Origin of the sequence: Streptomyces virginiae (genome assembly GCF_000720455.1) — a bacterium.
GTDB lineage: Bacteria > Actinomycetota > Actinomycetes > Streptomycetales > Streptomycetaceae > Streptomyces > Streptomyces virginiae.
Genome location: NZ_JOAK01000017.1, coordinates 60,029 through 72,220, shown reverse-complemented (window position 1 = coordinate 72,220; position 12,192 = coordinate 60,029). Strand labels below are relative to the sequence as shown.

The 12,192-nt window shown below is 73.3% G+C and carries 13 protein-coding genes; 8 read left to right on the top strand and 5 right to left on the bottom strand.

The annotated features are described in order from the left end of the window. Positions 1-83: 83 nt before the first annotated feature. Both IG86_RS0124470 and cobS read right to left on the bottom strand, forming a co-directional pair. On the bottom strand, positions 84-830 hold the full coding sequence (locus IG86_RS0124470; RefSeq protein WP_234316070.1) for a response regulator: 747 nt from the start codon (positions 828-830) through the stop codon (positions 84-86). Positions 831-880: 50 nt separating this feature from the next. Continuing rightward, positions 881-1,702 carry an adenosylcobinamide-GDP ribazoletransferase gene (gene cobS / locus IG86_RS0124465; RefSeq protein WP_030899633.1) on the bottom strand — a complete coding sequence of 274 codons (822 nt, stop codon included), beginning with the start codon at positions 1,700-1,702 and terminating at the stop codon, positions 881-883. Positions 1,703-1,772: 70 nt separating this feature from the next. Between cobS and IG86_RS0124460 the strand changes: the two genes are divergently transcribed. Further along, on the top strand, positions 1,773-2,591 hold the full coding sequence (locus IG86_RS0124460; RefSeq protein WP_045936640.1) for a hypothetical protein: 819 nt from the start codon (positions 1,773-1,775) through the stop codon (positions 2,589-2,591). 143 nt (positions 2,592-2,734) lie between these two features. Here IG86_RS0124460 and pspAA read toward each other — a convergent pair whose 3' ends face one another. Then, positions 2,735-3,013, bottom strand: coding sequence for a PspA-associated protein PspAA (gene pspAA / locus IG86_RS0124455; protein WP_030828714.1), 279 nt, complete (start codon positions 3,011-3,013; stop codon positions 2,735-2,737). Between the two features lie 13 nt (positions 3,014-3,026). Further along, the gene (locus tag IG86_RS0124450) at positions 3,027-3,821 is read right to left on the bottom strand and encodes a PspA/IM30 family protein (protein ID WP_078906019.1); all 795 of its coding nucleotides are present in this window, start codon (positions 3,819-3,821) and stop codon (positions 3,027-3,029) included. Positions 3,822-4,101: 280 nt separating this feature from the next. Between IG86_RS0124450 and IG86_RS0124445 the strand changes: the two genes are divergently transcribed. Next, on the top strand, positions 4,102-4,701 hold the full coding sequence (locus IG86_RS0124445; protein ID WP_030654882.1) for a DUF3043 domain-containing protein: 600 nt from the start codon (positions 4,102-4,104) through the stop codon (positions 4,699-4,701). A 56-nt stretch (positions 4,702-4,757) separates the two neighbouring features. Next, on the top strand, positions 4,758-5,510 hold the full coding sequence (locus IG86_RS0124440) for a class I SAM-dependent methyltransferase (protein WP_078848262.1): 753 nt from the start codon (positions 4,758-4,760) through the stop codon (positions 5,508-5,510). A gap of 76 nt (positions 5,511-5,586) precedes the next feature. Here IG86_RS0124440 and IG86_RS0124435 read toward each other — a convergent pair whose 3' ends face one another. Next, entirely contained in the window at positions 5,587-5,799 is a 213-nt protein-coding gene (locus IG86_RS0124435; RefSeq protein WP_030654877.1) for a hypothetical protein, read from the bottom strand. Positions 5,800-5,903: 104 nt separating this feature from the next. Here IG86_RS0124435 and IG86_RS0124430 point away from each other — a divergent pair, with 104 nt between their 5' ends. From IG86_RS0124430 to IG86_RS0124410, 5 genes are all read left to right on the top strand, one after another. Further along, positions 5,904-7,109: a bifunctional adenosylcobinamide kinase/adenosylcobinamide-phosphate guanylyltransferase gene (locus IG86_RS0124430; protein ID WP_030899628.1), complete on the top strand. Its 1,206-nt coding sequence runs from the start codon at positions 5,904-5,906 to the stop codon at positions 7,107-7,109. A gap of 114 nt (positions 7,110-7,223) precedes the next feature. After that, complete coding sequence (cobT, locus tag IG86_RS0124425; protein WP_173429234.1) at positions 7,224-8,279, top strand: nicotinate-nucleotide--dimethylbenzimidazole phosphoribosyltransferase; 1,056 nt, start codon at positions 7,224-7,226, stop codon at positions 8,277-8,279. Between the two features lie 83 nt (positions 8,280-8,362). After that, complete coding sequence (locus IG86_RS0124420) at positions 8,363-10,228, top strand: phosphatidylglycerol lysyltransferase domain-containing protein (RefSeq protein ID WP_030828703.1); 1,866 nt, start codon at positions 8,363-8,365, stop codon at positions 10,226-10,228. Positions 10,229-10,281: 53 nt separating this feature from the next. Further along, positions 10,282-10,926 (top strand): hypothetical protein, encoded by a 645-nt coding sequence (locus IG86_RS43975; RefSeq protein ID WP_051785386.1) that lies wholly within the window; start codon positions 10,282-10,284, stop codon positions 10,924-10,926. A gap of 73 nt (positions 10,927-10,999) precedes the next feature. Next, entirely contained in the window at positions 11,000-12,166 is a 1,167-nt protein-coding gene (locus IG86_RS0124410; RefSeq protein WP_030899624.1) for a sensor histidine kinase, read from the top strand. Positions 12,167-12,192 lie beyond the last annotated feature (26 nt).

Genomic DNA, 12,192 nt, shown 5'->3' with positions numbered 1-12,192 from the left:
TCGGGCGGGGACGTTTCGTCGCTCGCAGGTGCCGTCCTTATGTGCGGCATACCGCGTCTGTAGTACGCCGCACTACTCCGCTCCTACTCCACGCGGGGCCGGACGAGTCCCGATTCGTAGGCGATGACCACCAATTGCGCCCTGTCGCGGGCGCCGAGCTTGGCCATGGCCCGGTTCACGTGCGTCTTGACGGTGAGGGGGCTGACCTCCAGCCGGACGGCGATGCCGTCGTTGGACAGCCCGGCGGCGACGTGTACGAGGACCTCGCGCTCCCGGACCGTCAGCGCGGCGAGCCGCTCCGCGTGGCTCCCGGCCGAGGCGCCGGCGGCGGCCGGGTCGGCGCCGCCGCCCTGGGCCAGGAAGGTGGCGATGAGCCCCTTGGTGGCGGCCGGGGAGAGCAGCGCCTCACCGGCCGCGGCGACGCGGATGGCGTTGAGCAGCTCCTCGGGCTCGGCGCCCTTGCCGAGGAAGCCGGAGGCGCCCGCCCGCAGGGCCGAGACCACGTACTCGTCGACCTCGAAGGTGGTCAGCATCACCACGCGCACGGCGGCGAGTTCCGGGTCGGCGCTGATCATCCGGGTGGCGGCGAGCCCGTCGGTGCCGGGCATCCGGATGTCCATCAGCACGACGTCGGGCCGCTCCTGCCGGGCGACGGCGAAGGCCTGCGCCCCGTCGGAGGCCTCCCCCACGACCTCCATGTCGGGCTCGGAGTCGACGAGCACCCGGAAGGCGCTGCGCAGCAGGGCCTGGTCGTCGGCGAGCAGCACCTTGATGGGCGCGCCCGGCTCGGCGGGCGTCGCGGAGGGCAGGTCCGTCGGAGTGTGGTCCACGGGGTGAGGGTACGCGTGGGCCCGGGAGGTCCCGTCGTGCAGGACAGGTCTCAGCCCAGGGCGAGGACGATGAGGGCGGTGGTCGCGGCCACCTCGGCGAGGGCGCCGAACACGTCGCCGGTGACCCCGTCGAAGCGGCGTACGCAGCGGCGGAGCAGCAGTTCCGCGGCGAGCAGGGCCACGAGGACCGCCGCCGCGGACCGGGCCGCGGCGGGCGGGCCCGCCGGGAGGGCGGCGGCCGCGGCCGCGGCGGTGACGAGGACGGCGACGGCGACGGCCGCGGCGCGCGGGACGACCCCGGCGACCGCGGCGCCGAGTCCCTCGGGGCGGGCGGGCGGGACGCCTTCGCGGGAGGCCAGGGTCATGGCGAGGCGGGCCGTGACGGCGGCGGTGACGGCGGCGAGGGCGCCGCGGATCCAGCTGTCGGCGTAGACCTCGCAGAGGGCGGCCGTCTGGACGAGCATGACGATCACCAGGGCGATCACGCCGAAGGGTCCGATGTCGGACTTCTTCATGATGCGCAGCGCCTCGTCGGCCGGTTTGGCGCTGCCCAGCCCGTCGGCGGTGTCGGCCAGTCCGTCGAGGTGGAGGCCGCGGGTCAGGGCGGCCGGTACGGCGACGGTGACGGCCGCCGCGAGCAGGGGCGCCGCGCCGAGCAGCAGGAGCAGTACGCCGGGGACGGCCGCGAGTACGCCGACCGCCAGTCCGGCGAGCGGGGCGCAGGCCATTCCGGTGCGGGCCGCGGGGCGGTCCCAGCGGGTGATGCGGGCCGGCAGCACGGTGAGGGTGCCGAAGGCGAAGCGCACGCCGTCGGGGAACGAGGCGCGTTCCGCGGGCGGCGTGAGGGGCGGTTCGTCGAACGAATCTGTCATCGGCGCGAACGCTACCCGCTCGGAGCGGGCGGTAAATTACCCATTACGTTCCAAATAGGGAGTCAGTGGGATGGGTCACTGGTGGTATCGGAACATCATCGAGCCAGGAAAGCTGCCCATGCTGCTCGCCCTGGTGTCCTTCGTGACGTCGTTCCTGGTCACCCGTGTGATCACCCGTATGATCCGGGCGGGCCGCGGCCCCTTCAAGAACGTCACGCCGGGCGGTCTGCACATCCACCACGTGGTGCCGGGCGTGATCCTCGTGATCATCGGCGGCTTCGGTGCGATCGGCAGCGCCCGCAACAGCTTCGGCGCGGCCCTCTCGGCCGTGATCTTCGGGCTGGGCGCGGGGCTGGTCCTGGACGAGTTCGCGCTGATCCTGCACCTCGACGACGTCTACTGGAGCGAGCAGGGCCGCAAGAGCGTGGAGATCGTGGTCGTGACGGCCGCGGTGGTGGCCCTGGTCCTGGGCGGGTTCGTGCCCTTCGGGGTGAACGACCTGACCCCCGAAGAGCGCCAGAGCCGCGGACTGGTCGTGATGAACGCGGCCGGCAACTTCTGTCTGGCCCTGATCGCCCTGTGGAAGGGCAAGGCACGCACCGCGCTCTTCGGTGTCGTCATCCCCTTCGTGGCGCTGGTCGGCGCGATCCGGCTGGCCCGGCCCGGCTCCCCGTACGCGAAGCGGTTCTACGTGAACCGGCCGCGCGCCCGGGCCAAGGCCGGGCTGCGGGCGTTTCACCACGACCGGCGATGGACGCGGCGGCGGCGCAGGTTCGAGGAGTTCATCGGCGGGGCCCCGGACCCGCGGCCGGTGTCCCCGGAAAAGCCGCCGGTGTCCCTGGAGAAGCCGCCGGTGCCGCTGGAGCAGCCGCCCGAGCAGCGGGACTGAGCCGCGGGACCGAGTCGCGGTACCGAGTCGCGGTACCGAAGCACGGAACTGAGGCGTGGGGCACGGCCCGGGCACACGCGACGGCGGGCCCTCCCCCTGCCCGGGGAAGGGCCCGCCGTCGTGTCGGTGCGTCCGGTTCGTCCTCAGCCCGGGATCAGGCCGTCGTCGCTGAGCATCTCCCTGACCTCGTCGAGGCCCGCGTCGGGCGCCGGCAGGATCAGCTCGGACGGCTCCAGCGCGTCGTCCGGGAGCGGCGTACCCAGCCGACGCACGGCGTCGAGGAGTGCGCCCAGCGTGCGCCGGAAGCCCGCCTCGTCGCCCGACTCCATCTCCGCGAGGAGCTCGTCGTCGAGCTTGTTCAGCTCGGGGAAGTGGCCGTCGGCCACCTCCAGCTGGCCTTCCCCCATGATGCGAACGATCATGACGGGCCCCGTCCTACTGCTTGTCGAAGCGGTGCTGGGTCTGCGGCTGCTGTGCGTCGCCCTGGGCGCCGCCCTCGATGGCCTGCTGCTGCGCGGACGGACCGCCGGCCAGCTCCGCCTTCATCCGCTGGAGCTCCAGCTCGACGTCCGTGCCGCCCGACAGGCGGTCCAGCTCGGCCTGGATGTCGTCCTTGGAGCCGAGGCCGCTCTGGTCGTCGAGCGCGCCGGAGGCCAGCAGCTCGTCGATCGCGCCGGCGCGGGCCTGCAGCTGGGCGGTCTTGTCCTCGGCCCGCTGGATGGCCAGGCCGACGTCGCTCATCTCCTCGGAGATGCCGGAGAAGGACTCCGCGATCCGGGTCTGGGCCTGGGCCGCGGTGTAGGTGGCCTTGATGGTCTCCTTCTTCGTGCGGAAGGCGTCCACCTTCGCCTGGAGCCGCTGTGCGGCCAGCGTCAGCTTCTCCTCCTCGCCCTGGAGGGTCTGGTGCTGCACCTCCAGGTCGCTCACCTGCTGCTGGAGCGAGGCGCGCCGGGACAGGGCCTCGCGTGCCAGGTCCTCGCGGCCCAGGGCGAGGGCCTTGCGGCCCTGGTCCTCCAGCTTGGCGGACTGGCCCTGCAGCTGGTTCAGCTGCAGTTCGAGGCGCTTGCGGGAGGTCGCCACGTCGGCGACCCCGCGGCGTACCTTCTGCAGCAGTTCGAGCTGCTTCTGGTACGAGTAGTCGAGGGTTTCGCGCGGGTCCTCGGCCCGGTCAAGGGCCTTGTTCGCCTTCGCGCGGAAGATCATCCCCATACGCTTCATGACACCGCTCATGGGCTTCGCGCGCCCCCTTCTAGACGGACTGTGCTCCAGGTCACCGACAGGACCCACAGTACGGGCCCTGTCTCCATTACCGCACTGTTCGAGGACGGATGCGCTCCTCCTCCAGGACGACTACGCCCCGCCCGTATCAGGCGTGAGGAGTAGGTGGGTCCCCGACCGTGCGGAGGGGTGGCCGCCGCACGGACCGTGCACAGGGAAGGACGCCCGCCGTTGCCGGATCGTTCCCCGCCGGGGTGGGGCCCGTGCCCGCAACCACGTAGGCTTGGGTTTTGTGTTTGGTAGCCGCTCCTCCAAGGAAGAGAAGGCCGCCGCCACCGACAAGGTGAGCGCCGACCTCTCGCAGCCCCGTGACCCGCAGGCCCCCAAGGGCCGCCCTACGCCGAAGCGCGCCGTGGCACAGTCGCAGCGCAAGTCCGTCGTGGCCTCGACCGGCAACCGCAAGGAGGACGCGAAGCGAGCCCGTGAGCGTCGCCGTGTGGAGATGGCCAAGCAGCGCGAGGCGCTGGCCAACGGCGACGAGCGTTACCTGCCGGCCCGGGACAAGGGTCCCGTTCGCAGGTACGTCCGTGACTTCGTGGACTCCCGCTTCTCGGTCGCCGAGATGTTCCTGCCGCTGGCCGTCGTCATCCTCGTGCTCAGCATGGTGCGGCAGCCCGCGATCCAGAACATCGCGCTGCTGCTGTGGCTCGGTGTGATCGCGCTGATCATCCTCGACTCCATCGGTCTGGTGTTCCGCCTGCGCAAGGCGCTCAACCAGCGCTTCCCGAACGAGCCGCGCCGCGGCGCCGTCGCGTACGGCCTCATGCGCACTCTGCAGATGCGCCGGCTGCGCCTGCCGAAGCCGCAGGTCAAGCGCGGGGAACGGCCCTGAGCGGAGGGACGCCCGGCGCGTCGGGGGAAGGCTTCGCCGAGGGGGCAAGGCTCTGGCTGGAGGGCCTGGGCGGACTGCGCAACGCGGTCCGTCAGGAGCTCGTGGGCCGGCAGGTCGACGAGCAGATCGCGCAGCGCTTCCCCGTGGGGCAGCGGCTGCGCGTTCTCGACGTCGGCATGGGCCAGGGAACCCAGGCGCTGCGCCTCGCCCGTGCCGGGCACATGGTGACGGGTCTGGAGCAGGATCCGGGCATGCTGGCCGTCGCCCGTGAGGCGCTCGCCGTGGAGCCCGCGGGGATCCGTGACCGGGTCAAGCTGCTGGAGGGGGACGGGCGCGAGACCGGCGCCCACTTCCTTCCCGGCAGCTTCGACGTGGTGCTGTGCCACGGGGTGCTGATGTACGTGCCCGAGCCGGACGCCATGCTCGCCGGGCTGGCCCGGATGCTGGCTCCCGGCGGACTGCTGTCCCTGCTGGTGCGCAACGGCGACGCGCTCGCCATGCGGCCCGGGCTGGACGGCGACTGGAAGGGCGCGCTGGCCGCCTTCGACAGCACCGACTACACGAACCGGCTGGGCCTGGACGTACGCGCCGACCGGCTGGCCGGGCTGACCGCGACGCTGTCGGGGATCGGTGCGCCGCTGCAGTCCTGGTACGGCGTACGCGTCTTCACCGACGGCACCGAGGCGGGCGAGACCCTGCCGCCCGACGAGGAGCTGGAGCGGCTGCTGGCCGCCGAGGACCGTGCGGGCCGCACCGACCCCTACCGGGGTGTCGCCGCGCTGCTGCACCTCTGCGGAGTCCGGGGCTGAGCGGAGCACCGCACCGGACGGCCCCCTCGGTCCATGACCGAGGGGGCCGTCCCGGATGTGCCGCACCCCGGAGGGGTCAGGCCTCCAGCGCGGAGCGCAGGCTCATCGTGTAGAGCTCGGTGCCGCTGTCGTCGGACAGTTTCACCTGTTCGGTACCGCCTTCCAGCAGGTCCTTCCAGTACTCGCCGATCCACGACTCCGCGTCGCCCTGCGTGGTGAACTCCTCGGGTACCACCGACGGGCTCGTCTCCGCGCCGTCGGCCGTCTCGAACCGCCACGTCCACGCCATGTCCGCCTCCGTTGCTCGTCCGCTGCTCACACGCTTCTCGCCTTGAGTGTGCCCGCAGAGTAACCGGGCGCGCAGCAGTCTCCGCGACGCGGGAGGATCATCCTGTGGAACTCACTCTGCTCGGCACCGGCACCCCCGAGGGGCTGCCCCGCCCCGGCTGTCCCTGTGCGGCCTGCGCCGTCTGCGTCGGTCCGCGCTCGCGCGCGGCCACGGCGGTCCTCGTCGACGGGGCGCTGCTGCTCGACCTGACCCCGGGCGCGGTGCTGGCGGGCGCCCGGGCCGGGCATTCGCTGACCGGTGTGCGGCAGGTGCTGCTGACCCACCCGCACGACGGGCCCGCGGTGGAGCTGCCGCCGGGCCTGCCGACCGCCGGGCGGGTGCCGGACGGGCAGGAGCTGTCGGTGATCTCCGGGCACCGGGTGCGGGCGGTACCGATGGACGCGCCGGGCACCGGGTACGAGGTGACCGGCCCGGACGGCAGCAGGCTGCTGTACCTGCCGCCCGGCGGGGCGCCGGCCGGGGCCGACGGGCGGGGCGGGCAGCGCCCGTACGACGTGGTGCTCGCCGACGTGCTGGGCCGGCCCGAGGCCCTGGCCCGGCTGCGGGCGGGCGGGGCCGTCGGCCCGGCCACGGACGTGATCGCCGTCCACCTCGACCACGACGTGCCGCCGGGCCGGGAACTGGAGCGCCGGCTGGCGGCCTCGGGGGCGCGGGCGGTGCCGGACGGGACCACCGTGCTCGTCGGGGAGTACCACGCGCTGCCGGACCTGCCGCGCCGCACGCTGGTGCTGGGCGGGGCCCGCTCCGGCAAGTCGGTGGAGGCTGAGCGGCGGCTGGAGTCCTTCCCCGAGGTGGTCTACGTCGCCACCGGCGGCACCCGGGACGGGGACGCGGAATGGGCGCGGCGGGTCGGTCTGCACCGGGAGCGCCGGCCGGCGACCTGGCGGACGGTGGAGACGTGCGACCTGGTGCCGCTGCTCGCCGCCGACGGGCCGCCGCTGCTGATCGACTGTCTGGCGCTGTGGCTGACCGACGCCATGGACCGGGCCGGGGCCTGGGACGACGAGGTGTGGGCCGAGCACGGGCGGCGGCAGCTGGGTGAGCGGACCGCCGATCTGGTGGCGGCCGTGCGCGCGACCCGCCGCCAGGTGGTCCTGGTGAGCAACGAGGTCGGCTCGGGCGTCGTCCCGGCGACCGCCTCGGGCCGGCGTTTCCGTGACGAGCTGGGCCGGCTGAACGCGCGCGTGGCGGGCGAGTGCGAACACGTCCTGCTCGTCGTCGCGGGGCAGGCGAGCGTGCTGAAGGAGTAGACGCCGGCGCGGACTTCGCCCGGCTCGACGCGCCCGGGAGGGGCCCGGTGCGGGCGGACCCGGTGAGGCCTGAGGGAGGGCTTCACCGGCTGTACTCTCTGGCAGATGAGCACGCTGAATCTCGACGACTTCTCCGATCTGATCGAGCGTCCCGACGGGGGCGTCCGGCGTGATGCCGAGGAACGCCGTGAGCGCCTCGCCGTACCGCCCGGCGCGCTGGGGCGGCTCGACGAGCTCGCCGAGTGGCTCGCGGCAGCGCAGGGGCAGGTCCCGGTCAGGGCCATCGAGCGGCCCCGCGTGGTGCTGTTCGCCGCCGACCACGGGATCGCAGCCGAGGGGGTCTCCGCCCGGGCCGCGTCCACCGCTCACGAGCTGGTGCGCTCCGTGCTCGACGGCTCCAGCCCCGTCGCGGTCCTGGCCGGCCGGTTCGGCGCCACCATACGGGTCGTCGACGCCGGGCTCGACTGCGATCCCGGGCTGCTCCCCGACGACGTGGTGGCGCACCGCGTCCGGCGCGGCAGCGGCCGGATCGACACCGAGGACGCGCTGACGGTCGAGGAGGCGCAGGCCGCGCTGCGCCTCGGCATGCGGATCGCCGACGAGGAGGCCGACTCCGGGACCGACCTGGTCGTCCTCGGCGACCTGAGCGTCGGCGGCACGACCGTCGCCGCGACCCTCGTCGCCGCCCTGTGCGGAACGGACTCGTCGGTGGTCACGGGCCGCGGCGGACGGCCCATCGACGACCTGGCGTGGATGCGCAAGTGTGCGGCGATCCGCGACGCGCTGCGCCGGGCCCGTCCGGTCCTGGGCGACCAGGTCGCGCTGCTGGCGGCGGTCGGCGGCGCGGACGTGGCCGCCATCACCGGATTCCTGCTCCAGTGTGCGGTGCGCCGTACGCCCGTCATCCTCGACGGTGTTGTTTCGGCCGCGTGCGGACTGGTCGCGCAGCGGGCCGCGTTCCGGGCTCCTGACTGGTGGCTGGCGGGTCAGGCGAGCGGCGAGCCGGGTCAGGCGAAGGCACTTGACCGAATGGCACTCAACCCCGTGCTCGATCACGGCGTCACAGTAGGTGAAGGCACCGGGGCATTGCTGGCTCTCCCCCTCGTCCAGGCGGCCGCCGCGCTCGCGGCGGAGCTCCCTGAACGGGCGGCGGAGGAGCCGACGGAATGAGTCGCCGGGGTCCGCGGTCCTGACCAGGCCGTGGGCCCCGACCGCACCATCACGGACAGCGACGCCCCATATGATCGCTTTTTATGGGAGAGGTCCGTTTGACCAGCGCAGAGACCGACCGCACCGCCGTACCGGCGCCCGGTCCGTCATCCGGCAGGAAAGAGACCGGCGCAGACCCCGCCGGCAAGGCGGCGGGGGGCGGCCGGGAGACCGGTCGGGGGAGCGCCCGCTCACAGCGCGGAGCCGCTTTCGCGGTCTGGTACCTGCGCGTCGTCACCTTCATCAACTTCCTCAGCGCGGTGTGGGTCTCCCTCGGGCAGGACCTGCGGCGCCACAACATCGAGGACTTCTACACCCCGTACATGCTCACCGCGGGCTTCGCGTCCGGCCTGTTCACACTGCTGCTGGCCGTCACCCTCGGCCGCCGCAAGCGGGCCTCCTGGATCCTGAACCTCGTCCTGAGCGGCCTCCTCGCACTGCTGCTCGCCTACGCGCTCTTCGCGTACGAGGAGATCCGCGAGCACCCGCAGAACTGGGTCTCCCTGGCCCTGACCGCCGCCTTCACGGGCGCCCTGCTGCTGGGTCGCCGCGAGTTCTACGCCAAGGGCGACCGCTCCAACCCGGCGTTCGCCGCCGCCGTGGCCGCCGTCGGCCTGCTCGTCACCTCGCTGGTCGCCGCCCTGCTCGTGGGCGCCGCCAACACCTCCCCGGACAGCGCCGGCGTCTCCTTCCCGGAACGCTGGAAGTACGGCGTGATGCGGCTGATCACCCTGGCCCCCGACGACCGGGCCTCCGCGGCGATCACCCCGCCCGGCTGGGTGGACGTCTTCATCAACGTCATGTCGATGCTGCTGCTGCTCGCCGTGCTGTTCGCCGCGTTCCGCTCGCGCCGCGCCGTCGACCCGATCAGCGAGGAGGACGAGGAGCGGCTGCGGGCGCTGCTGGCCCGGCAGGGCGACCGCGACTCGCTCGGCTACTTCGCGCTGCGCCGCGAGAAGTCCGTCATCTGGTCCCCCACCGGCAAGGCCGCCGTGACCTACCGCGTCGTCGGCGGGGTCTCCCTCGCCTCCGGCGACCCGATCGGCGACCCGGAGGCCTGGCCCGGCGCCATCGACCCGTGGCTGGCCGAGGCCCGCGAGCACGGCTGGGTGCCGGCCGTGATGGGGGCGAGCGAGGAGGCCGGGCAGATCTACGCCCGGCACGGCCTGGACGCCCTCGAACTCGGCGACGAGGCGATCGTCGAGACCGCCGACTTCACCCTGGAGGGCCGTGCCATGCGGACCGTCCGGCAGGCCTACAACCGCGTCAAGCGGGCCGGGTACACGGTCCGCATCCGCCGCCACGCCGACGTCCCGGCCGAGGAGATGGCCGAGCTGGTGCGCCGCGCCGACGACTGGCGCGACGGCGCGACCGAACGCGGCTTCTCCATGGCGCTGGGACGGCTGGGCGACCCCGCCGACGGCCAGTGCGTGATGCTGGAGTGCACCGACGGCAACGGCGACCTGCGTGCCGTGCTGTCCTTCGTGCCGTGGGGGCCCAAGGGCCTGTCGCTGGACCTGATGCGCCGCGACCGGGACTCCGAGAACGGCCTGATGGAGTTCATGGTCATCGAACTCCTCGAACGCTCCAAGGAGATCGGGGTCACCCAGGTCTCGCTCAACTTCGCGATGTTCCGGTCGGTCTTCGAGCGCGGGTCCAGGCTCGGAGCGGGTCCGGTGCTGCGGATGTGGCGCTCGCTGCTGAGCTTCTTCTCCCGCTGGTGGCAGATCGAGTCCCTCTACCGGGCCAACGCCAAATACCGGCCGATCTGGGAACCGCGGTTCATGCTCTTCGAGAAGAGTTCGGACCTGCTGCGGATCGGTGTCGCGGCCGGACGGGCCGAGGGCTTCCTGGAGGCCCCCGGCCTTCCGAAGTGGCTGCACCGCAGACACCTGGAGACCCGCCGTTGACAGCGCGGAACACCACCTCACTGCGGCGGTTCGCCCGCCGCGAGTGGGGGCCCATGTTCTGGACCGTCCGGGACGCGCTCGTCCACGACAAGTGGCGGGCGATCCCGATGACCCTGGGCGCGGTCTGCCTGACCTCGGTCTTCCAGATCGTCCAGAACACCTCGTGGGGGTTCCAGCCGGTGCAGAACCTCGGGTCGGTCAAGGCCGCCGACCCGTTCTGGCTGGCCCTGCTGCGCACTCCCCTGTCGTTGTTCGTCCCGGCCCTCGACCTGCCGGTGTGGGGGGCGCTCGCGCAGATGCTGCTGGTGTTCGGCATCGCGGAGATCTGCATCGGCTGGTGGCGCACGCTGGTGATCGGCTACGTCGCCACCCTCGCCGGGACCACGTACGCGCGGATCGGCCTCGCGCTGGGGCCGGAGCACCCCTTCGGCCTGCCGGTGTCCGACCGCATCGTCAACGACACCGGGCCCTCGGCGGCGGTGGTCGGCCTCGCCCTCTACGTCTGCTGGCGCTACCGGGCGTACCTGACCGGGGCCCTGGTGATCCTCGTCATGATCGGCGAGGTCCTGATCAAGAACAACCTCGCGGGCAAGGAGCACCTGGCGGCCCTCGTCGCCGTCATGGCCGTGTGCGTGGTCCGGGCGCAGTGGGGTCCGGTGCGGTCCCGCGTCCCGCTGGGGCATGGCCCTCCGCCCTGATGTCCGCCCCGGCAGGCCGTACCGTATCGGGGTGACGACAGACCTCGGGCGGTTCGCCCCCACCCGGCAGTGGATGCGGGCCCATCCGCTGGCCACCGACGCCGTGCTGGCGTTCGGCGCGCTCGTCGCCATGGTCGTCGGCTCCTTCGCCGATCCGCACGGCCCCCACGGGCCCACCTTCGGGACGCGCACCCCAGAGCCCTTCTCCCTGCTCCTGATGCTCCTGGGCGCGGCCGCGCTGGTGTTCAGGCGCCGGCGGCCTCGCGCCGTCCTCGGGGTGACCTGCGGGCTCTCGCTGCTGGAGCTGACCACCGGGGAGCCCCGGGCGCCCGTCGCCATGTGCACGGTGATCGCCCTGTACACGGTGGCGGCCCTCACCGACCGGCCCACGACCTGGCGGATCGGCCTGCTCACCATGGCGGGCCTGACCGGGGTGGCGATGCTCGCCGGGCCGCTGCCCTGGTACGCGCAGGAGAACCTCGGGATCTTCGCCTGGACGGGCATGGCCGCGGCCGCCGGAGACGCCGTGCGCAGCCGGCGGGCCTTCGTCGACGCCATCCGGGAACGGGCCGAGCGCGCGGAGCGCACCCGGGACGAGGAGGCGCGGCGGCGGGTCGCGGAGGAACGGCTGCGGATCGCCCGGGACCTCCACGACGTGGTGGCCCACCACATCGCGCTCGTCAACGTGCAGGCCGGGGTGGCCGCGCACGTGATGGACAAGCGGCCGGACCAGGCCAAGGAGGCGCTGGCGCACGTACGGGACGCCAGCCGGTCGGCGCTCAACGAGCTGCGGGCGACCGTCGGCCTGCTGAGGCAGTCCGGCGACCCGGAGGCACCGACCGAGCCGGCGCCGGGGCTGGGCGTCCTCGACGAACTGGTGGACACCTTCCGCCACGCCGGGCTGCCGGTGGAGGTGATCGTCCAGCTGGACTGCGGGACGGGGCCGCTGCCGGCCGCGGTGGACCTGGCGGCGTACCGGGTGATCCAGGAGGCGCTGACCAACGTGCGCAAGCACGCGGGGCCCGATGCCCGGGCCGAGGTGAGCGTGGTCCGGGTCGGCCCGTCGGTGGAGGTGACCGTGCTGGACGACGGGGGCACCGAGCCCGCCGACACCGAGCCGGGGGGAGGCCACGGCCTCCTCGGCATGCGGGAACGGGCCACCGCCCTGGGCGGCTCCTGCTCCACGGGCCCCCGCTTCGGCGGCGGCTACCGCGTCCACGCCGTCCTGCCGTGGGCCTAGGCGCAGCCGTCGCAGCCTCGGCCGGG

Coding starts and splice junctions, on each gene's coding strand:
- cobS (WP_030899633.1), bottom strand. CDS start 1,702: ATGACAGATTCGTTCGACGAACCGCCCCTCACGCCGCCCGCGGAACGC.
- IG86_RS0124460 (WP_045936640.1), top strand. CDS start 1,773: ATGGGTCACTGGTGGTATCGGAACATCATCGAGCCAGGAAAGCTGCCC.
- pspAA (WP_030828714.1), bottom strand. CDS start 3,013: ATGATCGTTCGCATCATGGGGGAAGGCCAGCTGGAGGTGGCCGACGGC.
- IG86_RS0124450 (WP_078906019.1), bottom strand. CDS start 3,821: ATGAGCGGTGTCATGAAGCGTATGGGGATGATCTTCCGCGCGAAGGCG.
- IG86_RS0124435 (WP_030654877.1), bottom strand. CDS start 5,799: ATGGCGTGGACGTGGCGGTTCGAGACGGCCGACGGCGCGGAGACGAGC.
- IG86_RS0124420 (WP_030828703.1), top strand. CDS start 8,363: ATGGGAGAGGTCCGTTTGACCAGCGCAGAGACCGACCGCACCGCCGTA.
- IG86_RS43975 (WP_051785386.1), top strand. CDS start 10,282: ATGTTCTGGACCGTCCGGGACGCGCTCGTCCACGACAAGTGGCGGGCG.
- IG86_RS0124410 (WP_030899624.1), top strand. CDS start 11,000: ATGCGGGCCCATCCGCTGGCCACCGACGCCGTGCTGGCGTTCGGCGCG.